The sequence below is a fragment of the Actinobacillus genomosp. 2 genome, from assembly GCF_029773605.1.
Taxonomy (GTDB): Bacteria; Pseudomonadota; Gammaproteobacteria; order Enterobacterales; family Pasteurellaceae; genus Actinobacillus.
On the sequence record NZ_CP103807.1, the window covers coordinates 1,680,858 to 1,704,804 of the forward strand.

The 23,947-nt window shown below is 39.5% G+C and carries 24 protein-coding genes; 12 read left to right on the plus strand and 12 right to left on the minus strand.

From position 1 onward, the window contains the following. Position 1: 1 nt before the first annotated feature. Positions 2-274, minus strand: coding sequence for an ACT domain-containing protein (locus NYR60_RS08440; protein WP_015674133.1), 273 nt, complete (start codon positions 272-274; stop codon positions 2-4). A 135-nt stretch (positions 275-409) separates the two neighbouring features. Next, the gene (locus NYR60_RS08445) at positions 410-1,099 is read right to left on the minus strand and encodes a pirin family protein (protein WP_279466694.1); all 690 of its coding nucleotides are present in this window, start codon (positions 1,097-1,099) and stop codon (positions 410-412) included. 315 nt (positions 1,100-1,414) lie between these two features. Between NYR60_RS08445 and NYR60_RS08450 the strand changes: the two genes are divergently transcribed. Further along, positions 1,415-1,984 (plus strand): Dps family protein, encoded by a 570-nt coding sequence (locus NYR60_RS08450; protein WP_279466695.1) that lies wholly within the window; start codon positions 1,415-1,417, stop codon positions 1,982-1,984. Positions 1,985-2,220: 236 nt separating this feature from the next. Further along, positions 2,221-2,523 (plus strand): helix-turn-helix domain-containing protein, encoded by a 303-nt coding sequence (locus NYR60_RS08455; RefSeq protein ID WP_279445659.1) that lies wholly within the window; start codon positions 2,221-2,223, stop codon positions 2,521-2,523. A gap of 58 nt (positions 2,524-2,581) precedes the next feature. Here the strand turns inward: NYR60_RS08455 and yccS are convergent, their stop codons facing one another. Both yccS and mgsA read right to left on the minus strand, forming a co-directional pair. After that, the gene (gene yccS, locus NYR60_RS08460; protein WP_279466696.1) at positions 2,582-4,759 is read right to left on the minus strand and encodes a YccS family putative transporter; all 2,178 of its coding nucleotides are present in this window, start codon (positions 4,757-4,759) and stop codon (positions 2,582-2,584) included. Positions 4,760-4,840: 81 nt separating this feature from the next. After that, on the minus strand, positions 4,841-5,299 hold the full coding sequence (gene mgsA, locus NYR60_RS08465; RefSeq protein WP_279466699.1) for a methylglyoxal synthase: 459 nt from the start codon (positions 5,297-5,299) through the stop codon (positions 4,841-4,843). A 124-nt stretch (positions 5,300-5,423) separates the two neighbouring features. Here mgsA and thrC point away from each other — a divergent pair, with 124 nt between their 5' ends. Next, positions 5,424-6,704, plus strand: a complete 1,281-nt coding sequence (thrC, locus tag NYR60_RS08470) for a threonine synthase (RefSeq protein ID WP_279466701.1) — start codon at positions 5,424-5,426, stop codon at positions 6,702-6,704. A 159-nt stretch (positions 6,705-6,863) separates the two neighbouring features. Here the strand turns inward: thrC and NYR60_RS08475 are convergent, their stop codons facing one another. Beyond that, positions 6,864-7,439 (minus strand): NAD(P)H-dependent oxidoreductase, encoded by a 576-nt coding sequence (locus NYR60_RS08475; protein WP_279466702.1) that lies wholly within the window; start codon positions 7,437-7,439, stop codon positions 6,864-6,866. A gap of 199 nt (positions 7,440-7,638) precedes the next feature. On the opposite strand from NYR60_RS08475, the gene napF reads away from it, so the two are divergent. The 7 genes from napF to NYR60_RS08510 all read left to right on the plus strand — a co-directional run bounded on the left by napF (position 7,639) and on the right by NYR60_RS08510 (position 14,263). Next, complete coding sequence (gene napF / locus NYR60_RS08480) at positions 7,639-8,169, plus strand: ferredoxin-type protein NapF (protein WP_279466704.1); 531 nt, start codon at positions 7,639-7,641, stop codon at positions 8,167-8,169. Positions 8,170-8,266: 97 nt separating this feature from the next. After that, the gene (locus tag NYR60_RS08485) at positions 8,267-8,530 is read left to right on the plus strand and encodes a chaperone NapD (protein WP_279466707.1); all 264 of its coding nucleotides are present in this window, start codon (positions 8,267-8,269) and stop codon (positions 8,528-8,530) included. Positions 8,531-8,601: 71 nt separating this feature from the next. Continuing rightward, the gene (gene napA, locus NYR60_RS08490) at positions 8,602-11,085 is read left to right on the plus strand and encodes a nitrate reductase catalytic subunit NapA (protein ID WP_279466708.1); all 2,484 of its coding nucleotides are present in this window, start codon (positions 8,602-8,604) and stop codon (positions 11,083-11,085) included. A gap of 164 nt (positions 11,086-11,249) precedes the next feature. Then, positions 11,250-12,155 (plus strand): ferredoxin-type protein NapG, encoded by a 906-nt coding sequence (gene napG, locus NYR60_RS08495; RefSeq protein WP_279467979.1) that lies wholly within the window; start codon positions 11,250-11,252, stop codon positions 12,153-12,155. After that, a complete protein-coding gene (napH, locus tag NYR60_RS08500) occupies positions 12,155-13,048 on the plus strand; it encodes a quinol dehydrogenase ferredoxin subunit NapH (RefSeq protein ID WP_279466710.1) in 894 nt (297 codons plus the stop codon). The genes napG and napH overlap by 1 nt, the downstream gene beginning before the upstream one ends. A 163-nt stretch (positions 13,049-13,211) precedes the next feature. Next, positions 13,212-13,637: a nitrate reductase cytochrome c-type subunit gene (locus NYR60_RS08505; protein WP_279466712.1), complete on the plus strand. Its 426-nt coding sequence runs from the start codon at positions 13,212-13,214 to the stop codon at positions 13,635-13,637. Positions 13,638-13,648: 11 nt separating this feature from the next. Next, the gene (locus tag NYR60_RS08510; protein ID WP_279466713.1) at positions 13,649-14,263 is read left to right on the plus strand and encodes a cytochrome c3 family protein; all 615 of its coding nucleotides are present in this window, start codon (positions 13,649-13,651) and stop codon (positions 14,261-14,263) included. A 57-nt stretch (positions 14,264-14,320) separates the two neighbouring features. On the opposite strand, the gene NYR60_RS08515 is transcribed toward NYR60_RS08510, so the two are convergent. Together NYR60_RS08515 and NYR60_RS08520 are read right to left on the minus strand one after the other, a co-directional pair. Next, on the minus strand, positions 14,321-14,614 hold the full coding sequence (locus NYR60_RS08515; protein WP_279466714.1) for a YfcZ/YiiS family protein: 294 nt from the start codon (positions 14,612-14,614) through the stop codon (positions 14,321-14,323). A 16-nt stretch (positions 14,615-14,630) separates the two neighbouring features. Next, positions 14,631-15,770: an NADH-dependent flavin oxidoreductase gene (locus tag NYR60_RS08520; RefSeq protein ID WP_279466716.1), complete on the minus strand. Its 1,140-nt coding sequence runs from the start codon at positions 15,768-15,770 to the stop codon at positions 14,631-14,633. Positions 15,771-15,887: 117 nt separating this feature from the next. Here NYR60_RS08520 and NYR60_RS08525 point away from each other — a divergent pair, with 117 nt between their 5' ends. After that, entirely contained in the window at positions 15,888-16,790 is a 903-nt protein-coding gene (locus NYR60_RS08525; RefSeq protein WP_279466717.1) for an aldo/keto reductase, read from the plus strand. 53 nt (positions 16,791-16,843) lie between these two features. On the opposite strand, the gene NYR60_RS08530 is transcribed toward NYR60_RS08525, so the two are convergent. The 3 genes from NYR60_RS08530 to NYR60_RS08540 all read right to left on the minus strand — a co-directional run bounded on the left by NYR60_RS08530 (position 16,844) and on the right by NYR60_RS08540 (position 20,794). Beyond that, entirely contained in the window at positions 16,844-18,619 is a 1,776-nt protein-coding gene (locus tag NYR60_RS08530; protein ID WP_279466718.1) for an AMP-dependent synthetase/ligase, read from the minus strand. A 178-nt stretch (positions 18,620-18,797) separates the two neighbouring features. Continuing rightward, positions 18,798-20,273, minus strand: a complete 1,476-nt coding sequence (gene mqo / locus NYR60_RS08535) for a malate dehydrogenase (quinone) (RefSeq protein ID WP_279466719.1) — start codon at positions 20,271-20,273, stop codon at positions 18,798-18,800. Between the two features lie 107 nt (positions 20,274-20,380). Beyond that, a complete protein-coding gene (locus NYR60_RS08540) occupies positions 20,381-20,794 on the minus strand; it encodes a hypothetical protein (protein WP_279466722.1) in 414 nt (137 codons plus the stop codon). Positions 20,795-20,900: 106 nt separating this feature from the next. On the opposite strand from NYR60_RS08540, the gene NYR60_RS08545 reads away from it, so the two are divergent. Further along, a complete protein-coding gene (locus NYR60_RS08545) occupies positions 20,901-21,326 on the plus strand; it encodes a PACE efflux transporter (protein WP_279466724.1) in 426 nt (141 codons plus the stop codon). Between the two features lie 66 nt (positions 21,327-21,392). Here the strand turns inward: NYR60_RS08545 and mglC are convergent, their stop codons facing one another. Both mglC and mglA read right to left on the minus strand, forming a co-directional pair. Then, on the minus strand, positions 21,393-22,403 hold the full coding sequence (mglC, locus tag NYR60_RS08550) for a galactose/methyl galactoside ABC transporter permease MglC (protein WP_279466726.1): 1,011 nt from the start codon (positions 22,401-22,403) through the stop codon (positions 21,393-21,395). Between the two features lie 16 nt (positions 22,404-22,419). Continuing rightward, positions 22,420-23,919: a galactose/methyl galactoside ABC transporter ATP-binding protein MglA gene (gene mglA, locus NYR60_RS08555; protein WP_279466728.1), complete on the minus strand. Its 1,500-nt coding sequence runs from the start codon at positions 23,917-23,919 to the stop codon at positions 22,420-22,422. Positions 23,920-23,947 lie beyond the last annotated feature (28 nt).

A 23,947-nucleotide genomic window follows, 5' to 3' on the forward strand; every position in this document is an offset into this window, starting at 1 on the left:
CTTAAATACGGTGCATTGCTTTGAAAATTTCTTCGTTTTGAATACGAATATCTAACGCTAATTTTTTACTTTCTTGTGTGAAAAACTCGGCTAATTGTGGGAATGATTTTTCACATTTTGTCGTATCCACCAAAATTACCATCGTGAAAAAGTCATCCATTAATTGTTGGCTAATATTTACGATATTAATTTGATTTTCCGCTAAGATTTTTGATACATCGTACACGATGCCGACACGATCTTTACCGATTACGGTAATTACTGAATTGCTCATTGTTGCTTCCTCGAGTTTGCATATTATTAAATAGGGGCAAAGAGTATAGCGTTGTTTTGCTTATTTGACTAGTTGAGCCACGCAAACGTTTGCGTATTTATGCAAAAAAACCACGGAATAAATCCGTGGTCTCTTTTAGACTAAATCAAATAATAAAAACTCAACATCGCTATCGGTTTGAATCGTAAGTAATTGCTCGGCACGAATACCTAACGCATCGCTGGTTTCAATCTTTGTACCGTTTACACTTAATTGACCTTTTACCACTTGCAGCCAATATGAACGGTTACTATCCAATTCAATTTGTGCATTTTTATTTGCAATATATTGATAACGCCATAATTTCATATCTTGATAAATTTTAAATGAACCTTGTTCGGCTGTCGGCGATAAAATTAATGTACCGCCTTCACGATCGGCAAATTTATCTTGGCTATAACGAGGCGTTACGTCCTTTTGATTCGGCATAATCCAGATTTGATAAAGATGTAGCATATCTTCTAAGTCCGGATTCATTTCCGAATGGAAAATGCCCGTACCTGCCGACATAATTTGAAATTCGCCCGCTTTAACCTCGGTTTGGTTCCCCATACTATCCTTGTGAGCGACACGCCCGTTAAGTACATAAGTGAGGATTTCCATATTGTCGTGCGGATGCATACCGAAACCACGTGCCGGTGCAATAAAATCTTCGTTAATCACACGTAGATGTGAAAAATGGATATGTTTCGGATCATAATAATTGGCAAAAGAGAATGTGTGATAACTTTCTAACCAATCGAATGAGCCGTCGCCTCGTTCACTTGCTTTTCTAACTTGTAACATTTTAAATTCCTTAAATTTTGTGATTTGATACGGTAATTTGACCGCTTGTTATGATGGGGGGATTGTAAGTGAAGGAAGTGAGTGGATAAATACTTGGCTTATTGAATAACTATTTACCATGAGTAAATAATAATCTTATTGCAAATGAATTTCAGAATCATTAATAGAAAATAGCTATCATATAACGAATCTTGATTAGTTTTAACTATTAAAACCAATCACACTTATCTGTGATAACAATTAGACAAATTAATCATTTTTACTCATAATTTGCCCAGTTAAATGATGAAAAATAAAACAATAGGAGTATATGTTATGACAACTAAAACAATCACATTTCCTGTATTAAAACTTGATACCGAAACAAAAGAATTAAGTGCCGATATCCATAAAAATGCAACACATACCGTTCCTGGTTTAACCGTTTCTACCGGTCATTTAATTGCGGATGCGTTACAAACACGTTTACAAGGTTTAAATGAATTATCGATGATCTTAAAACACGCGCACTGGAATGTTGTAGGTCCTAATTTCGTTGCGGTACACGAAATGTTAGACAGCCAAGTTGATGAAGTCCGTGATTTTGTGGATGAAATCGCAGAGCGTATGGCGGCATTAGGTGTTGCACCAAACGGTTTATCAGGTAATTTAGTAGCAACACGTCAAACACCGGAGTATCCGTTAGGTCGTGCAACGGCACAAGATCACTTAAAAATGATTGATTCATATTATTCGCACAATATTGAAGCACACCGTGTGGTACTTGAGCATAATGGTCATTTAGATCCGATTAGTGAAGATTTATTAGTGGCTCAAACTCGTGCATTAGAAAAATTACAATGGTTTATTCGTGCACATTTAGATAACGGTAGTGGTAATATCTAATTTTAACTTAATCTTAATCATTTCTCCCTTAATAAGCGGTTGGTTTTCTTGTAACTTTTGCAAGTGAATTGACCGCTTAAATTTTGGTAAAAAACAAGTTCTTTTTCTCATTTTTGCGATCTAGATCGCAAAAATAGTGATTTTGGCGTGCATTAGACATTATTATCCGATATGGTTGGCAACTGATTTTTAATTGATTGCAATTTATGTTGCAGTGTTCATATGAGGTCAAAATAATGAAAGAAAAAAAGTTAGGAGACATCCTCAAACAAAATAAACTTCACCACCTTCAATCCTTTGCCGATGAAACAACGATGTGCTTAGATTTGAAGTTAAGTCATTTACGTGAAGAGCTTAGAATTACCCAGCAAGAAATTGCGAGTAAGTTACAAATTAGTCAGCCATCCGTAGTTGCGTTGGAAAAAAGAGGTACAGATATAAAATTATCTTCCATACAGCGTTATATTGATGCGATTGGTGGTAAGTTACAAATTTCAGTTGCCTTGCCTTCTGGTAAATCAGTTATTTATCAGCTCTAAATATAAAAGAAGCGATCTATTGTTTAGCATAGATCGTTTCTTTTTTATCGGTAAATCGTTAACCTCTTTCTGTATAGCGTTGCTCTTTACCGACTAATTCTTGTAGTTGTGGTAATAACTGGATAATCATTCGTAGCTGCTGAACTAAAACAAGCGCTCGTTTATCATTATTGTCTTGATAAGTTTGCTCAAACTGACCTAGTGTGGTATCAATTTCGGTTAGTTGTAAAGGTAATTCACTATTTTTTAGCCCAGCGATTGCTTCTAAAATATCGACAACCTGTTTTCCTTTACTGAAGAATACTGCTGAAAAATCAATATTATGGTTCAATTCTGAACTTTCTACCCGATAAGCACCCAATGCAGAAATATAACCAAGTAAAGTATAAGTTATCCCTAATAATTTAGGTGCAAATTCTAAGGCTTCCTGATATTTTTTCGGCTCACTGTGCATATTTGAAATGACCGCACTTAATGCTGAGATATGGTTATGCACGTCACGGCGAGCAACACGGTAGGCTAATTGGTCGTTATAACCAAATTGTAATTGTGCCAAAATATGCCGTAAATATTGTCCGCTGGCAGCAAGTGTATTTTGTAAATTACGATGGAGATTAAGGTATTTCCAGTCCGGATAAATAAATGAAACTGCAAACCATGCCAACGCTGTACCGATGAGTGTATCGAATAAGCGAGGTAATAAAGCATTTTCTGCTCCTAATCCGGATACATCTAAGCTCACGAATACTAATAATGTGATAAAAAAGGTCGAAAAACCGTAATTACTGACTCGGAAAAAGTAATACAGGCTACCGGTGATGCTGATTAATCCAAGTTGTGCTTCTAGGCTAGGTGAGAAGTATTGGAACAGGAATCCGATAAATACACCTAATACCGTGCCGATAATTCGTTGGATTAAACGTTTTTTGGTTGCGGAATAATTCGGTTGGCAGACAAATACGGCAGTCAGTAAAATCCAGTAACCTTTACCATCCAGATTTAATAATTGTACGACTAAACTGCAAGCAAAGACCACGATAGATAAGCGAATTGCGTGGCGAAATAACTGCGAAGATAAGGTACATTGGCTACGGATCGCTTTAAACATATTGCGTATGCCGGACACATTTTCGGCAATTAAGCGAGTTGATTTTATGACCTCTTTACGTAAATTATCTACGCTGTTTTGTTGTTCGATTTGAGTTAATTGTCCTTCAATATTCCGTAAATTTTCTGCGATAGATTGCCAACGATGCGCAGATTTTAGCCCTCTTTCACAATGAAAATTAAGCGAATTGAGTAATCCCTGTAATGCTTTTTCGCCCCTTATACTATGCTGATAGCTTTCGCCATGACGTAAGGCGGAAGCAACACGCTGACAAGCAATCGCCTGTAATTCCATTAGTCGTTGGAAGCGAAACATCAGGTCACTATTTTTTAATTGTTGGAATAATTCGTGATATTGGTAATGACTTGAACTTGCCCGTTCCCAAATATCTTGAGCGGTAAAATAGTAACGTAACAAACGGTGAGTACGTGTGTGGCGATTATGTCCTTGTAAACGGTAGAACAGAGAAATACGAGTTTGGTCGAAAGTTTGGATAATTTGTTGATTGGCTTTCGCTAAGGCGAGTTGTTTGGCGGCAAGATCATCGTCATCAGGATCGAAATATTCCGATTTCGCTTGTAGATAAGCTCCCAACGCGTCATAAGCTTTTGCCAAATTTTCCTGTACGATACGGTTTGGGAAACATAAGTGGACAATCAATGCAACTACACCGTAAAGTAATGCACCGGATAAAATCATTAACATATTGCCGTACCAAATATGTTCCAGGGTATAAACTAAACTGGTATAAACCGCTACCACTAATGAACCAAATGCAATGGTACTATAACGTTGCCCAATCGCACCGAGCATCACTAAAATAAAGGTACTTAACATCGCAGCCGGTAAAAACAGCCAGCCAAAACTCAATGAAAATTGAGCACCTAACGATGAAATTGCAAAGGCAATAAGGCTTAAGATCAGATTTTTAATTCTGCCTGACGGGCTATTATCCAAATCGACCAAACCACCGGCAATGACCCCTAATATTAGCGACATTGCCAAATGTGACATTTGTAACTGCCATACGACAAACGAAACAAGATTAATCGAAATAAAGATTGGTAACGTTTTAATCATATTTTCTGACAACCAATCGAATCGAAGTTTTTTGAGGAAGTTTTTCATGATAAGAAGCGGTCGAATTTGGGATAAATTTTGCAAATTTTAAAGCAAATCAGACCGCTTGAACAAGCGAAAAGCGAGAAACTAGCCTAAACGTTCGGCAAGATAGCCGTCATAATCCGGCACGTTAATCTCGATGTCTTGATGGAATAACGAAGCATTGAGTAAGAAATTGGCACTGGTTTCATTAATTGCGACCGGAATATTCCAAACCGTGGCAATACGCATTAACGCTTTCACATCCGGATCGTGCGGTGCGGCGTTCATCGGATCCCAAAAGAAAATCAGCATATCAATTTTTTTCTCTGCGATTAATCCGCCTAATTGCTGATCACCGCCCATCGGTCCGCTTAATAATGCGTGTATATTTAAACCGCTTTCACGTGCTAATAAATGTCCGGTTGTGCCGGTAGCATATAGCGTATGCGGAGCTAAAACCGTTTTATGTTGTAACGTCCATTGAATCAGGCTTTGTTTACAACTGTCATGAGCAACTAAAGCGATATGCTTTTGTGCCGAGATTTTTCGAATTGTGGTTTTCATAGCGAGTTCCTTCTTGTAAGAATTTGTGCAAATAATACCGCTTATTTACGCCTTTTGCATTGACTAACGAACGATAATAGCTAGAATCAGAAAAATCACTCTCAACAATAAAGGACTTTTCCTAATGAATTTATACAACATCAAACACCCCGAAGAACAAGTTAATTTTGCACAAGGCGTTCGCCAAGGTTTAGGTAAAGATCAGGGCTTATTTTTCCCTGAAGTGTTGCCAAAATTTGACGATATTGATGCTTTACTGGATCTACCTTTAGTTGAGCGTAGCCAAAAAATTCTTGCTGCACTGATTGGTGACGAACTTCCGAAAGAAATGGTAAATGCAATGGTAAAAAATGCGTTTACTTTCCCAGCACCATTAGCAAAAGTGAATGACGACATTTACGCACTTGAACTGTTCCACGGACCAACATTAGCGTTTAAAGACTTTGGTGGTTGTTTTATGGCACAAGCACTGGCAAGCGTGCGTGGTGACGGCAAAATTACTATTTTAACTGCAACTTCAGGCGATACCGGTGCAGCGGTTGCTCATGCATTCTATGGTTTAGAAAATATCAATGTGGTGATCCTTTATCCGAAAGGCAAAATCAGCCCGTTACAAGAAAAATTATTCTGTACTTTAGGTGGCAACATTCGTACCGTTGCGATCGAATCGGACTTTGATGCTTGCCAAGCGTTAGTAAAACAAGCGTTTGACGATGCAGAATTACGCCAAGCGATCGGCTTAAATTCAGCAAACTCAATCAATATCAGCCGTTTATTAGCGCAAGTGTGTTATTACTTTGAAGCAGTAGCACAATTACCAAAAGCAAAACGTTCTGACGTAGTGGTTTCAGTACCAAGTGGTAACTTCGGTAACTTAACCGCAGGTTTAATCGCAAAAACGCTAGGTTTACCAATCAAACGTTTTATCGCATCAACCAATGCGAACGACACCGTGCCACGTTATTTAAAATCAGGTAAATGGGAGCCAAATGCAACGGTTGCAACGCTTTCAAACGCAATGGATGTAAGCCGTCCGAACAACTGGCCACGAGTGGAAGAATTATTTAAACGTAACGGATGGGCATTAACCGATTTAGGTTCAGCAGCCTTAAATGATGCGGAAACCGAAGCGGCATTAAAAGCACAATATGCGGAAGGCTATTTATGTGAACCGCACGGTGCAATCGCTTACCAAGTGTTAAAAGATCAGCTTCAAGCAGGCGAAACCGGTATTTTCCTCTGCACCGCTCACCCAGCGAAATTCAAAGAAAGCGTGGAACGTATTTTAGACATTGAATTACCACTACCAGAAGCGTTAGATAAACACAATAAAATGGAATTGTTATCTGACACAATGCCAGCAGATTTCGCAAAATTACGTGAATATTTGTTAGCAGGTAATTAATTTTATTGATCGCAAAAGGCACTCAGAGATGAGTGCTTTTTTGTGCAACTGATACATAATGCCGAAGAAAATATCCCTCTTTGGTAAAGAGGGGTATGTGAGATTTGTTGGTGTAAAACTTGCAAGTTTTATACCAAAATCAACCGCTTCTATTTTTTATTATCTCAATATTTCCCGACAATTTTGCTCAACTTTTTGTAAGATGTCAGCATAATCTGTACTTTTTAGTCCAATATCGCCAAAGTAATGGATTCTGATGTCTTCAATACCGCAAAACTGAAAGATGCCGTTTCCTAAGGTATCATCAAGCGATTTTAAAAAGCCTTTTTGTGCATATTTTTCATTGCTATTACCAAGCGTCACAAATTGTTGGATTTTTTTGCTTTTGAGTAAGCCGATACTTTCAATTTCACCATTTTGATAAGCAAATCCATAACTTAACACGCGGTCTAAGTAACCTTTTAATATTGCCGGAAAGCCCATCCACCATAGCGGATAAATGAGCGTTATCACATCAGCTTGTTGCCAATATTGATGTTCGGTTTGGATTTCTGCCGGATATTGGCTCGTGAAACTATTCTGAAGTTCTTGCCAAGTTAAGTTCGGATTAAAATCTAGTTGATACAAATCTCGTACGATAACTTGATGATCTTGGCTGGCTTGAATAGCTTGCGAAAGAATCGCATGGTTAAAACTTTGCGGATTCGGATGTGCATAAATAATCAGATGGTTCATCTTATTTCTCAGCTAAATAATAACGGTTCCTAATTATCGCTAAAATCTTGCTTTACATACAAAACTTCCTTTAATTATTCTTTGATAATAATCAATTTTTCCTGCCGTTCCTCTGTAAATACCTCCTTTGAGTAATAAAAGCAGACCAGTAAAAATCGGATAATGCCGACCATTTAATTAGACTTGTAGTGGGGATGTTTTGTCCGATTTTAGCCAACAATCTTTACCTAGACGTAGTTTTTTACGTGGTCATTTTTTAAATGTGTTACAAACGGAACAGGTAAAACAACAAGGACATCATGCGATTCGCCCACCTTGGACAAATTTTGCAGATTTTTATCAAAAATGCACCGCTTGTAATAACTGCATATCTGCTTGCGAAACTCAAATTATCATCAAAGGTGCCGGTGGTTATCCGGAAATAGATTTTACCCGTGGCGAATGTACTTTTTGCCAAGCCTGTGTGCAAAGCTGTGAAGCAGATGTATTTTTGCCGATCACAGCAGAGCCTTGGACGCATAAAGTGGAAGTGCAAGACAGTTGTTTATTAAAACAACGTGTTGAGTGTCGTTCTTGCGGTGATAGTTGTGAAAGCCGAGCCATTCGTTTTCGTCCAGCATTGGGCGGAATTGCAAATTTATTGCTGGATTTGACCGCTTGTAACGGTTGTGGTGCTTGCTTGAGTGTCTGTCCAACCAAAGCGATAAAAATTTTTAGCCCCCCTCTTTGAAAAAGAGGGGCTGGGGGAGATTTTAAGGATCTTCAATATCGTACAAATCTCCCCTAACTCCTCTTTACTAAAGAGGGGAATAATGTAGAGATAATATATGAGTAATTTTGATTTAGATAAAAACTGGTATGTTTGTAGCCTTGTTGTGCAAGCAAAACCAGCGAAACTAGAGCAAGTGAAAGCGGAGATTTTAACGATTCCTTATGCGGAAATTCACGGTGAAAAAGCTGAAGAAGGTAAATTAGTGGTCACGCTAGAAAGTGACAGACAGCTTGCACTTGCCGATTTAATCGATCAGGTAAAAGACATTAGTGGCGTGATTGTCGTATCACTGATTTCAAATTACCTTGATGAAAAGTAAATAGACTCTCCCTCTTTACTAAAGAGGGGAATAGATTTTTTAATTTAATCATAAATGTGGGACATTAAATTATGGAACTCAATCGTAGAGATTTTATGAAAGCAAATGCAGCCATTGCGGCTGCGGCTGCGGCAGGAATGACGATCCCTGTCAAAAATGTGTATGCGGCGGATGACGGTATTAAATGGGATAAAGCACCATGCCGTTTCTGCGGTACGGGTTGTAGTGTACTGGTCGGTACTAAAGACGGTCGTGTTGTCGCAACCCAAGGTGACCCGGATGCGGAAGTAAACCGTGGTTTAAACTGTATTAAAGGTTACTTCTTATCCAAAATTATGTACGGTGCAGACCGTGTACAAACACCTTTATTACGTATGAAAGACGGTAAATTCCATAAAGAAGGAGATTTCACACCTGTTTCTTGGGAGCAAGCTTTCAGCATTATGGCGGAAAAAGTTAAAGCGACGTTAAAAGCAAAAGGCGGTAATGCGGTAGGTATGTTCTCATCAGGTCAAACCACCATTTTTGAAGGTTATGCGAAAGTAAAACTTTGGAAAGGTGGTTTACGTTCTAACACAATCGACCCGAATGCACGTCACTGTATGGCGTCTGCAGCGGTAGCGTTTATGCGTACCTTTGGTATGGATGAGCCGATGGGTTGCTATAACGATATTGAGAAAACCGATGGTTTTGTGCTTTGGGGCTCAAATATGGCGGAAATGCACCCGATTTTATGGAGCCGTATTTCTGATCGCCGTTTATCTGACGATAAAGTAAAAGTGGTCGTTATGTCGACTTTTGAACATCGTTCGTTTGAACTTGCGGATACACCGATTATCTTCAAACCACATTCAGATTTAGCGATTCTTAACTATATTGCAAACTATATTATCCAAAACGATAAAGTTAACTGGGATTTCGTGAATAAACACACCAAATTCAAACGTGGTGAAACCGATATCGGTTACGGTTTACGTCCGGAGCATCCATTACAACAAGCGGCTAAAAATGCAAAAACCGCAGGTAAAATGCACGATTCCGATTTTGAAGAGTTTAAGAAAATCGTTGCACCTTATACATTAGAAAAAGCACACGAAATTTCAGGTGTGCCGAAAGATCAGCTAGAAACTTTAGCGAAAATGTATGCGGATCCGGAACAAAAACTGGTATCGTTCTGGACAATGGGCTTTAACCAACATACACGTGGTGTATGGGTTAACCATATGATTTATAACGTACATTTATTGACTGGTAAAATCTCAACACCGGGTTGTGGTCCATTTTCATTAACCGGTCAGCCGTCAGCTTGTGGTACGGCACGTGAAGTAGGTACTTTCGTACATCGTTTACCGGCAGACATGGTGGTAACCAATCCGAAACACGTTGAAATCGTAGAAAAAGCGTGGAAATTGCCAAAAGGCACAATTCCAACCGTACCGGGCTTCCCAGCTGTACAACAAAGCCGTGCATTAAAAGACGGTAAATTAAATTTCTTATGGCAACTTTGTACCAACAATATGCAAGGCGGCCCGAACATTAACGAAGAAATTTTCCCAGGCTGGCGTAATCCTGAAAACTTTATTGTGGTTTCAGATCCGTATCCATCTGTTTCAGCGGTAGCAGCGGACTTAATTCTTCCAACTTGTATGTGGGTGGAAAAAGAGGGGGCTTACGGTAATGCGGAACGTCGTACTCAGTTCTGGCGTCAACAAGTGAAAGGTCCGGGTGAATCTCGTTCAGACTTATGGCAAATTGTTGAGTTCTCAAAATACTTCAAAACCGATGAAGTTTGGGGTGAGGAACTTTTATCTCAAATGCCGGAATACCGTGGTAAAACCCTTTACGAAGTGCTGTATAAAAATGGTGCGGTGGATAAATTCAGTACACCGACTAATGTGCCGGGTTATATCAACGATGAAGCGGATCACTTTGGCTTCTATTTACAAAAAGGTTTATTTGAAGAGTATGCACAATTCGGTCGTGGTCACGGTCACGATTTAGCTGATTTTGATACTTATCACCAAGTACGTGGTTTACGTTGGCCGGTGGTTGATGGTAAAGAAACCTTATGGCGTTACCGTGAAGGCTTTGACCCGTATGTCAAAGCAGGCGAAGGTGTAGCGTTCTACGGTTATCCGGATAAGAAAGCGATTATCTTAGGTGTACCTTACGAAGCACCGGCAGAAAGTCCGGATGAAGAATACGATTTATGGCTATGTACCGGTCGTGTACTTGAACATTGGCATACCGGTACCATGACACGTCGTGTACCGGAATTACACCGTTCATTCCCGAATAACTTATGTTGGATGCACCCAACGGATGCGAAAAAACGTGGTTTACGTCACGGTGACAAAGTGAAATTAATTACCCGCCGTGGTGAGATGATTACCCACTTAGATACACGTGGTCGTAATAAATGTCCGGAAGGTTTAGTTTATACCACCTTCTTTGATGCCGGTCAGTTAGCCAATAAATTAACTTTAGATGCGACAGACCCGATTTCAGGCGAAACCGATTACAAAAAATGTGCGGTTAAAGTGGTTAAGGCGTAATTATAGCCCCCCTCTGTGAAAAAGAGGGGCTGGGGGAGATTTTAAAGGACTTAAATATCGTACAAATCTTCCCTAACCCCCTCTTTACTAAAGAGAGGGACGAGATAGGCGGAAAAGTTTTGCATATTTTGGAAAAATTTAACCGCTTGCAAAAGGAAACTATGATGAAACTTGACCCGAATCGCCGTCAATTTTTGAAAAATGCGACCAGAACGGCAGCCGGTATTTGTGGTGTCGGTGTAATTTTTGGCTTACAGCAACAACAGGCGAATGCTAAAGAGGGCGTAGCACTTCGCCCACCAGGTGCATTACCTGAAAAAGACTTTTTAGCGGCTTGTACTCGTTGTGGTCAATGTGTGCAGGCTTGTCCGTATGATATGTTGCATTTGGCTAGCCTGATTTCGCCGATGGAAGCTGGTACGCCTTATTTCGTGGCACGTGATAAGCCTTGTGAAATGTGTGTGGATATTCCTTGTATGAAGGCTTGTCCAAGCGGTGCATTAAGCGAGGAATTAACCGATATCAATGATGCTCGTATGGGATTAGCCGTATTACTTGACCACGAAACCTGTTTAAACTGGCAAGGTTTACGTTGCGATGTTTGTTATCGAGTTTGTCCATTAGTCGATAAAGCGATTACGTTAGAACGTATCCACAACGACAGAACAAATATTCACGCTAAATTAATTCCGACAGTCCATTCCGATGCTTGCACCGGTTGCGGTAAATGTGAGCAAGCGTGCGTGTTAGAAGAAGCGGCAATCAAAGTGTTACCGATGGATCTTGCTAAAGGGTTACTCGGCAGACATTACCGCTTAGGTTGGAAAGAAAAACAAAATGCCGGTAAAGCATTATTGGAAGAGAAACATCCGGACGGTTTACGTCCAGCATTAGATGCACGTATGCCGGAAGGAATGAATGAGCCGACTTACCAATTTATGCAGGTTCAGCCGAATCAGAAAGTCGCAACACCAAATCGTGCCACTTACGATTATGTACCGAAATCAACCACTGTGCCGGAAGCGGAACATTTCCCTAACTTAGATTTAAACATTAAGGGGGTAAAATAATGGCTGATGTAAAATACGTACCGAATAAACCTAAGGATGCAGGGCTTGAGGCTCGACAAAAATTAGGTTGGTGGCGAGCTTATCGCTTTCTCATTCTGCGTCGTTTGAGCCAATTAAGTATTATCTTAATGTTTTTAAGCGGACCGCTTTGGAACGTTTGGATCTTAAAAGGTAATTATAGCGGCAGTATGTTGTTTGATAGCGTACCAATGAGTGATCCGCTGATGACAGCAGAAAGTTTGGTAACCGGTTATCTACCAGAATGGACGACTATTTTAGGCGCTTTAATTATCGTGGCATTTTATGCAATTGTGGCAAGTAAAGCCTTTTGTAGTTGGGTTTGCCCAATGAATATGGTGACTGATACTGCTGCATGGCTAAGACGTAAATTAGGGATTCGCCAAAGTGCGAAAATCTCTCGCAATTTACGTTATGCGATTTTAGCGATGATTTTGGTCGGAAGTGCTATCTCGGGAACGTTATTGTGGGAGTGGATTAACCCGGTTGCTGCATTAGGACGAGTATTTGTTTACGGTTTAGGTGCAACAATATGGTTAGTCGCCGTTATTTTCCTATTTGACTTATTAGTAGTCGAACACGGTTGGTGCGGACATTTATGCCCAATCGGTGCAACTTATGCCTTGATTGGTGCGAAAAGTGTCGTAAAAGTAAATGTCGTAGATCGTAACCGTTGTGACCGCTGTATGGATTGTTACAACGTATGTCCGGAACCTCAAGTATTAAGAGTGCCGTTACACGGTAAACCGGAAGACAGCACCGTTGTACTCTCGAAAGACTGCATTAGTTGTGGACGTTGTATCGATGTATGTGCAGAGAAGGTCTTTGCTTTTGGTACACGTTTTCAAGGCAGTATTGATGTGAAAAATGTTTAACAAAACTCCCCTCTTTGAAAAAGAGGGGCAGGGGGAGATTTAAAAATCTCAAATTTACAAAAATTTGGCGGAAATTCACCGCTTGTAAAATCTCCCCTAACCTCTCTTTACTAAAGAGGGGGATTTATAACCCTTTTTAATTTTTAAAACGGAGTGATTTAATATGAGAAAATATCTCGCCCTCTTATTGACCGCTTTGGCGGGTTTCGCTGTAGCGGAAACGCAAGTGGCAAAAAGTATTGATAGCACGGTGGAAAGTGTTGCCCCTGCTTATACTAATGCACAAAAAGATGCAGGTAATATTCCTGTGACTTTCCCTCATCAACCACCGCTTGTTCCGCACAGTATTCGTGGTTTACAAGTAACAAAAAATGCTAACCAATGTTTAGGTTGTCACAGCCCTGAAGTTGCAGCGACAACCGGTGCGACACGTGTGCCGGCAAGCCACTTTATGGATCGTGACGGCAAGCCGACTGAAGGGACTTCACCACGTCGTTACTTCTGCCTACAGTGCCACGTACAACAAACGGACGTAAATCCGATTATTCAAAACAAATTTGACACTATCCGTCAAACACAAGCTAAATAAGGAGAACGGTGATGATTAAGAAATTTTGGAACTGGTTCCGTACACCGAGTAAAATGGCTGTTGGTACACTTATTCTCATTTCTGCGATTGGCGGTATTCTTGCGTGGGGTGGTTTTAATAAGGGTTTAGAATATACCAATACCGAACAATTCTGTTCAGACTGCCATATGAATGACGTAGTACCTGAATATCGTGCTTCGGCTCACTATTCAAACCGTAGTGGTGTAAAAGCAATCTGTTCAGACTGTCACGTACCACATGAGTTTCTTGATAAATGGAAACGTAAAATTATTGCTTCAAAAGAGGTGTATGCACACTTTACCGGTAAAGTGGATACCAAAGAAAAATTTGAAGCACACCGTTTAGAAATGGCGGAACGTGAATGGGCACGTATGAAAGCTAATAATTCTCAAGAGTGCCGTAACTGTCATAACTTTGAAGATATGGACTTTACTCAACAGAAAACCGTGGCACAACAAATGCACGCAATGGCACAAGAGCAAGGCAAAACCTGTATCGACTGTCATAAAGGTATTGCACACAACCTTCCGCATATGGAAAAAGTTCAAAAAAGCTTTATTCCTGAAGATATGTTGAAAAAAGAACAAAAAACCGAAGGTAAATAAATCTAAAACAAAGAGCTGAAGTAAATACTTCAGCTCTTTTTTTATCTAAAGATCGAATTACCTAACAGCCATTTGGAATAAAACCACTTCCGCCTGACAACTAAATTCAATCTGCATTTGCATTAAAAAACCGTCTTCAATCGGGCTAATACTGTGCTGAATTGTACAGGCTTCAGTTTCCACCGATTTTGCTTTTTCCGTGAAAAATTTGACCGCTTGTTGTGCTTGATCTTCGCTGTCGTAGACTGCCTCAAAAGCAATTTGGCGATCGCTATTATCTAGCATTGAATCGCCTTTCAGTTTACACATATTATGGGCTTCTGCCGCTTTTTGTTGCATCGTTTTGTGCATAAATATCTCTCTATTGTTATCTATCTAACGGTTGCCAATCTTGACCTTTTACCGGTGGTAACCAAGCGCCACCTTGTACAGATAAATCCCATAAAATACCGTGGATACCATATTGATCCGCTTTATTCGGATCTAATTCGGTTACGATTTCCGCTTCACGGCCCTGTTTGATTAAAGTGGCAATAGCTGGGTTAATCATTACGGTTTTACCCAATGCAATAAATTCTGCCCAACCGGTATTAAACGCTTGTGCAATTTGCTCCGCAGAGAATAAGTTACCGACACCGATAAGTGGTAATTTACCGGCGATACGTTCGTGAATTAATTGCATACGGCTAAGATTCATATCAGCACCACGGCGTGCGTGTTTATAGAAATCCCATAATGAGATATGTAAATATTGCAATGGTTTGGCTGTAAGTGCATCAATTAACGCAAGAGTATCTTCCATCGTTAGACCTAACTCTTCCGGTTCTTCCGGCGAGAAGCGATAACCGATAATAAAATCCGATTTTGCCGCTTTTTGTTTTTCAGCAACCACTGCATCTACCACCGCTAATGGGAAACGCATACGTTTTTCACGTGAACCGCCCCATTCATCTTCACGACGATTAGAATGACCGGAATAGAACTGCTGAATTAAATAGTTATTCGCACCGTGAATTTCCACTCCATCAAAACCTGCTTCAATCGCTAATGCGGTGGCATTGGCAAACGCAGCAATTAATGATTCGATTTCAGCCACGGTTGCCGCACGTGTACCGGTTTCTTCATCGGCACTTGCTGAGATTTTATCTTTACCGTTCAGTAGCTCGGTTAATGCTAATTTACCGCCATGATGAATTTGTAGAATTGCCTTCGCACCTTGTGCTTTAATCAGATCGGCGGTTTTTTTCAAACTTGGTAATTGATCGGTATGAATTGCTTCCGGCTGACCGTGGAATGCTTTACCACCGTCTTGTACCAAGGTAGCGGCTAAAATAAACATCCCGATATCACCGGCACGGTTTTCGATAAATTTCTGTTCATTTTGACCTAAAGTCCCATCTGGATTTGAACCGAAGTGTGTCATCGGCGCAACGACTAAACGGTTTTTAATCTCAACGCCGTTATTTAATTGATAGCTTTCAAATAATGGGGAAAATTTAGGATTCATTTTGCTTTCCTTCTAGTTAATAAAATGGAATTAATAAAGTTTGTGTAAAAAATAGATCATAGTCCAAATAGGAGTAAAATCCAAATAACGAATGAAACTTACCCATAAGGAGTGAATATGCAACACGTTAATCTCAGCCCGACACTGACCTTTAGTCGTCTTATCCAAGGCTTTTGGCGTTTGGATAAATGGCAGCAGACACCACAACAAACTTTAGCCTTTATGGAACAATTATTGGAACTTGGTATTGATACCTTTGATCATGCGGCTTGTTACGGCGGTTTTACGACCGAGGAATCTTTCGGTAAAGCCTTAGCGTTAAAAAAATCGTTACGTGACAAAATGACCTTAGTGACCAAATGCGGTATTTTGTACCCTAATAAAGTCCTACCGGAAATGAAAAGTCACCATTACGATAACAGCTATCGGCATATTATTTGGTCAGCGGAACGTTCTCTGCAAAAATTACATACGGAACAACTTGATTTATTATTGATTCACCGCCTTTCGCCTTGTGCTGATCCGGAGCAAATTGCGAAAGCGTTTGAACAACTTTATCAGGAAGGTAAAGTGAAGCATTTCGGGGTATCCAATTATACGCCGGCTAAATTCTCAATGTTGCAATCTTATGTTAATCAACCGTTAGTGACCAACCAAATCGAAATTTCACCGTTACATTTAAAACCATTTGATGACGGTAGTTTAGATTTCTTGCTAGAAAAACGGATTAAACCGATGGCATGGTCACCGTTTGCTGGTGGACGTTTATTTGATCCGTTAGACGAAAGAGGCGTAAGAGTTTCGCAAGCCTTACTGGAAATCGGCGAACAAAAAGGCGAAAGCCGTTTAGAAGTATTGGCATTGGCTTGGTTATTGGCACATCCGGCAAAAATTATGCCGATTTTAGGTTCGGGTAAAATTGAACGAGTACGTAGTGCAAGCGATGCGTTGCAGCTTTCGTTTAGTGAAGAAGAGTGGATTAAAGTTTATGTCGCCGCCCAAGGCTTTGATATTCCGTAGATAAGCAAGCGGTCGGATTTTGTGAATTTTTAGCAAAATCCGACCGCTTGAAATTATTTATACATCGATTCAATCTGCTTACGATAACGTTCTAAAATCACTTTTCGGCGTAATTTTAACGTCGGTGTAATTTCTTCCATTTTTACACTGAATGCTTGCGGTAGCAGGGTAAATTTCTTGATTTGTTCAAAGTGTGCCAACTCTTTTTGTAATTCATTGATACGCTTTTCAAATAACTGCACAATTTCCGAATGTTTAACCAATTCCATCCGGTCTTGATATTTAATATTTAGCTGTTTAGCGTATTCTTCGAGGCTTTCAAAACACGGTACGATTAAAGCGGACACATATTTTTTCGCATCGGCAATAATCGCAATTTGCTCGATAAATTTATCTTTACCGATTTTGCCTTCGATATATTGTGGTGCAATATATTTGCCGTTTGAAGTTTTCATTAGTTCTTTGATTCGGTCAGTAATATATAAATTACCTTGTGCATCAAATTCGCCGGCATCACCAGTTTTTAAGAAGCCGTCTTCGGTAAAGGCAAGTGCAGTTTCTTCCGGGCGTTTATAGTAGCCTCGCATCACCATTCCGCCACGGACGAGAATCTCATTATTTTCACCGATTTTTACTTCAGCATTTGGCATTAAACGACCGATTGAGTTTGGTTCAAATTGGTCATCCGCCCAACAAGAAACGGTGGCAGTCGTCTCAGTCATACCATAACCCAATTTGATATTCACACCGATAGCTTGGAAAAATTTCCCAATGGTAGGTTCTAATTTTGCACCACCACACGGCATCATACGGATTCGTCCGCCTAATAAGGCACGTAATTTATTTAATACCAATTTATCTGCTAATTTATAAGATAACGTATTTTTCTGTTTTTTCTCACCAACGGAAATCGCCCATTTGAATAATGATCGGCGGTGAATCGGAGCTTTATTCACTTTATCCCAAATCGCACTATACATTTTTTCATATAAACGAGGCACGGCACACATTAAAGTCGGTTTTACTTCATTTAACGCATTACGTACTTCATTGGTATCTTCCAAATAACACACCGTTGCACCACGATAAAGGACATAAGCCACCCAAGCTCGTTCAAAAATATGTGAAAACGGCAGGAAAGATAACGATACATCATTTTCATCAATTTGTGGCAAGGCTAAATCGTGGGCGTGTAGCTGATGTGCAATATTGGCATAATCCAACATTACCCCTTTAGGCTCACCGGTCGTTCCGGAGGTATAAATGAGAGTAAATAAATCTGATAGATTTTTATCAGCAAGACGTTGATTTAGTTCCGCTTGCTTGTCTTGAGCAGCATAGGCAAGAAAATCCTGCCAGTTCTCGACTTTGGTATGTGCAAGCGATCGAATTTGATCAATTTCTTGCGATTTCATACAGACAATTTTTTCAAGCAATGGACAGTTATCCGCGACTTCTAATGCCGCTTCCAGCTGTTCGTGATCCCCCACAAATAGAATACGAATATCCGCATGATTAAGGATAAATTCCGCTTGTTTAGCCGTATTGGTTGCATAAATCGGCACGGTTACCGCTCGGATTTGCAATGTACCAAAATCGGCAATGGTCCATTGCGGCATATTATGTGAAAAAATGGCTATTTTTTGTTGTACATCAATACCGTGTGCTAATAAAGCCAATGAGAATTGATCGACAGATTGTTGAAAAGATTGCCACGAAATATCTTGCCAAATGTTTTGTGATTTATAACGTAAAGCGGTATTAGGAGCTAACTGTTCAGCACGTTGGCGTACTTGGTCAATAAGGTGGTAGTTTGGTTGATGAGTCATATTAAGTTATTCATTATTATTTCAGCTTACAACTGTTCGCTAATATAAAATGGAATACGTAAAAATGCCAGTAATTTGTGTACAGTTGTACGCTGAAATAGAGCGTTTGCTCAAAAATAAAGCGGTCAAAATTAAATGGAAATTTGCAATTTTTCCAACTATTTTGACCGCTATTTGATTAGTTGGAGAGAGCCAATGTGTTATCTACCGTTTGTTTTATCTCAGCATATAATTCCGGCTCGTTACGTAACGATTTTCCGTAAGATGGAAGCATTTGGCTGAGTTTTGTTTGCCATTGAGGAAGCTCGTCCGCAAAACAAGATAGCAAGACATCCAACATTGCTTTTACTGAAGTTGACGCACCAGGAGAAGCACCGAGTAATGCAGCAAGTGAACCGTCTTCCGCACGAATAATTTCTGTTCCGAAACGCATTTCACCGCTTTTAATCACTTGTACCCTTTGTCCAGCAACTAATAAATCCCAATCTTCGTCTTTCGCATTCGGCACAAATTCTCGTAAATCCGCCATACGCTGTGATTTGGTTAACATTGCTTGCTTCATTAAATAATGAGCAAGTGGTAAGTTTTTGATACCAGCTTTTGTCACGGAATAAAAATTGCTCGGTTTAACCGAAGTTGGAAGATCTAAAATACTGCCTTGTTTGAGGAATTTTAACGTAAAACCGGCAAAAGGTCCGAATAACAGCGTTTTTTTACCTTCGATAAAACGAGTATCCAAATGGGGAACGGACATAGGCGGAGCGCCTAATTTAGCTTTACCGTAAACTTTCGCATTATGCTTGGCGATCACATCAGGATTCTTACAGACCATAAATAAACCGCTGACCGGAAAACCGCCAACATTTTTGCCGTCTGTAATACCGGATTTTTGTAAGAGAGGCAAAGCACCTCCGCCACAGCCGATAAAAATAAATTTACTGCGATGAATACGCTGTTGACCGTTTGGATCAACGACGGTTAATTGCCATTCATTGTTATGCAAACGCTGAATATTTTTAACTGTATGATTTAAGTTCAGTTCTGCTTGATGATCAACAAGATAATTAAATAATTTTCGAGTAAGTTCGCCAAAGTTCACATCTGTACCATATGGAATATAACTTGCTGCGAGTTTTTCATCGGCAGAGCGATTTTGCATCATTAAGGGAATCCAGCGTGCAAGTTGCTGATGATCTTGACTGAATTGCATATCGGCAAATAAATGATTTTGAGATAAGTTTTGATAGCGTTTTTGTAAAAACGAAATATTTTGCTCGCCTTGTACAAAGCTGATATGCGGAATACGATGAATAAATGCTTGCGGATTCTCGATTTTGCCCGTATTGACTAAATAGCTCCATAATTGTAATGAAAGCTGAAAATCTTCACAGATCTTAATCGCACGCTCAACCGAAACTTCGCCGTTGGCTTTTTGTTCGGTATAGTTTAATTCACATAATGCAGAATGACCCGTGCCGGCATTATTCCATTCATTTGAACTCTCTAAGCCGACCGCAGAGAGTTTTTCAAAAATCGTAAGACTTTTTTGAGGGGCTAATTCGGTTAAAAATGCCCCTAAAGTGCCACTCATAATCCCTGCACCAATTAGTGTTACATCTGAATAACTTTCTAAAGCAGAGCCTGATTTTTGCATATCATTACCTTTTATTCATTTGTTAATTTTTTGTGAAATTATACCGTGAATAAGGTAACTGTAATGTGAACTAGATCACATTTCTTTAATGATTAGCAAATTTGAGTCTATTTGTAACGCCCTTTAAAAGCATTGATGGCAGCTAGCAGGAAGAATAGACCGAATAAGAAATCGCCGAAACCGTAGCTGGCGAAGAAACTAAACATAATCATGGATTGCCCGGCTAAAATATCTAATTTCTCTGGGGTAGTAGCAAGCCAATAGAGCCATGCAGCGGCATAAAGCATTTTTTCGATAAAAAAGACAATGACTAAATAAGGCACTTTCCAAAAGGATCTCGCAACAGATAAATAAGCAAGTCCCCATAAAATAATGGCAATTTGTCCTAACCACGAAAATACGACGGGGTCATTTTCCATTAACGTTGGATCGGTAAAAAATTGGGTAAAGCCTAAAATACCGACTAAGTTATATATACCGGCTAAAATAAATCCTTGTGTCGAAGATCGTTGGTTTAACATTAAAATTTCTCCATAAAATAGTTTATTTTATTCAGTATAATCTATTTTTTATTAAAAAGTTATACACTTATCCTTAAGTGAATATGAATTAGGTAGGATTGTCATTATGCCAATGAGCCGTTTAGAACGTATTTTCCACGCATCATTATTTGAAAGTTTTGCGATTCTTTTTACCGTAATTGGGATGAGTTTGTTTACTTCGCATCAAATGACTTTGCTTACCGGTACGATTGTTTCAATCTCTGTTGTGGCAGTGTGTTGGAATATGTTTTTTAATGCAATCTTTGATCGGCTTTTTACTGCACCGAGAGAAACAAGAGGAGTGATATTACGTATTTGCCATACTTTGGCTTTTGAGGGCGGTTTGCTTATTTTTACGATTCCTTTAGTCGCATATCTGTTAAATGTAGATTGGTGGACGGCGTTTGTGATGGATATTGGTATGACGCTATTTGTGGTGGTTTATACCTTCTTTTTTAATCTAGTTTATGATCATATTAGAGCTTGGATAATTGCTCGCAAAGCGATTTAAATAGTAAAAAAGCGGTACGATTTGCAAAAAATCTTGCAAAAAGCACCGCTTGGACAAGGACAATCTTTATTTTTTCTTCGCGTATTTGAGCGAGTCAATTGCTACTGCAAGCACGATAATGCCGCCTTTAATAATGTATTGCCAGTATGGGTTTACACCGATATAAGTTAAACCATAGTTGATAACAGTAAAGATAATTACCCCAGTAACTACGCCAATAATCGTACCGACGCCACCGGCGAATGAAACACCACCCACTACACAAGCTGCAATCGCATCCATTTCATACATAAAACCGAGGTTATTGGTTGCTGAGCCGATACGACCTGCTTCTAACATACCACCGAACGCATAGAACACACCGGATAACATATAAATACCCATTAAGTTAAGCGGTACATTTACCCCTGAAACACGTGCCGCTTCTGGGTTACCACCGATGGCAAAAATGTTTTTACCGAAACGGGTTTTATTCCAAAGTGTCCACATAATTAGGGTGGCAATCACAGCATAAATTGTAATGTAAGAGAGTTTAAAATCGCCTAAGCGGAAGAATCCCTGAGCAAAAGTAGAGAAGCTATCACTAAAACCAGCAATAGGTGAACCACCTACTGCGTCATAATAAAGTGAGTTAATACCATAAACGATGATCATTGTACCCATGGTGGCGATAAAGGGTGTAACGTTTAAATAGGCAATGACAAAACCGTTTAATAAGCCGATAACCGCACCTATTGCACATACGGCAAGAATAACTACTGGAATCGGAATTTCAGCTAAGTTTGGGAAAACGCGATTCATATTTTCCATGGATTGCATTAAGGTTGCAGTAATGACCGCTGCTAGCCCTACCTGACGACCAGCAGATAAGTCAGTACCTTGCGTTACAATTAGACCCGCAACCCCTAATGCGATAATTAAACGCACAGAAGATTGCGATAAAATATTACTGAAGTTACGTAAACTTAAGAAACTTGGATCTTGTGCAATAATGACAATTAAAAGAATTAATAATACAAAGTAAATCGCATTTTGCTTAAAAAAATCCATGGTGCGATTTTGTTTTAAAGCGGACATACATCACTCCTTGCTTTTATAAATATTTTGCAGCGAGCTGCAAGATTTCTTCTTGAGAAGTTTTAGCGGTTTCAACAATGCCCGCCACTTTCCCGTTACTCATGACTAAAATTCGGTCAGTTACCCCTAATAATTCCGGCATTTCTGACGAAATCATTATGATGCCTTTATCTTTATTGGCTAAATCGAGAATTAATTGGTAGATCTCAAATTTTGCACCAATATCAATGCCTCGAGTCGGTTCGTCCAACATCAAGATTTCCGGCTGGGTTAATAGCCAACGGCCGATAATTACTTTTTGTTGGTTACCGCCGGAAAGTGAACCGATACTGGTTTGATGAGATGGCGTTTTCACATTCATCGAATCAATTACCCATTGGGTATCACTTTTCATTTTTTTATTGCTGAGTAAGCCAAATTTACCTAAGTAAGATTTCATATTTGAAATCAATGAGTTAAATTCGATACTGAGATTTGCATAAATACCGGTTGAACGGCGTTCTTCAGTCACTAATGCAAAACCATTATTGATTGCTTCAAATGCATTACGGTTGTTTACCACTTTACCGTTTAAGGTAATAGTGCCGCTGGATTTTTCACGCACGCCAAAAATGGTTTCGACAATATCGGTACGTTTCGCACCAACTAATCCGGCAATCCCTAACACTTCACCTTTCCGTAGTTCAAAACTCACATCTTGAATAGACGGCTGATTTTTGGCGGTTAAATGTTCTACCACGAGTACGGTTTCTTTCGGTATGTTAGTTTTTTCTGGGAAACGTTGAGTCAGTTCACGACCTACCATCATTGAAACGATTTGTTCCATTGAGGTATCTTTAATTGCAACGGTGTTTACCCATTTACCGTCACGCAAGATAGTAATTTCGTCACAAATTTTGAAAATTTCGTCCATTTTGTGCGAAATATAAATAATACCGCATCCACGATCTTTTAATTTTTGGATGATTTTAAATAAATGTTCGACCTCTTTTTCAGAAAGCGAAGAAGTTGGCTCATCCATAATCACAATTTTTGCGTTGTACGAGAAGGCTTTGGCGATTTCAATCATCTGCATTTGAGATACAGATAATCTCGCCACTTTATCACGCGGATCAACATCAATATCTAATTCATCAAAAATCGCTTTAGTATCACGATACATTTTATCGTGATCGACAAACGGCCCTTTTAATGGATAACGACCAAGCCAAAGATTATCCATTACACTCACTTGTTTTACGAGATTTAACTCTTGGTGAACCATCGAAATCCCGTTTTCAAGTGCTTCTTTTGAGGTTTTAAAGTTAACCGGTTTGCCTAAAAATAAAATTTCGCCTTCATCCTTGGCATAAATCCCAAATAAACATTTGAGCAAGGTAGATTTACCCGCACCATTTTCACCCATTAAGGCATGTACGCTATGGGATTTTACGGTTAAGTTAGCTTTATCCAATGCTTTTACGCCAGGAAAGGATTTACTAACATTTGTCATTGTGAGCAGTACTTCACTTGTCATATCTCACTCCATAATACCGATAAAAAAG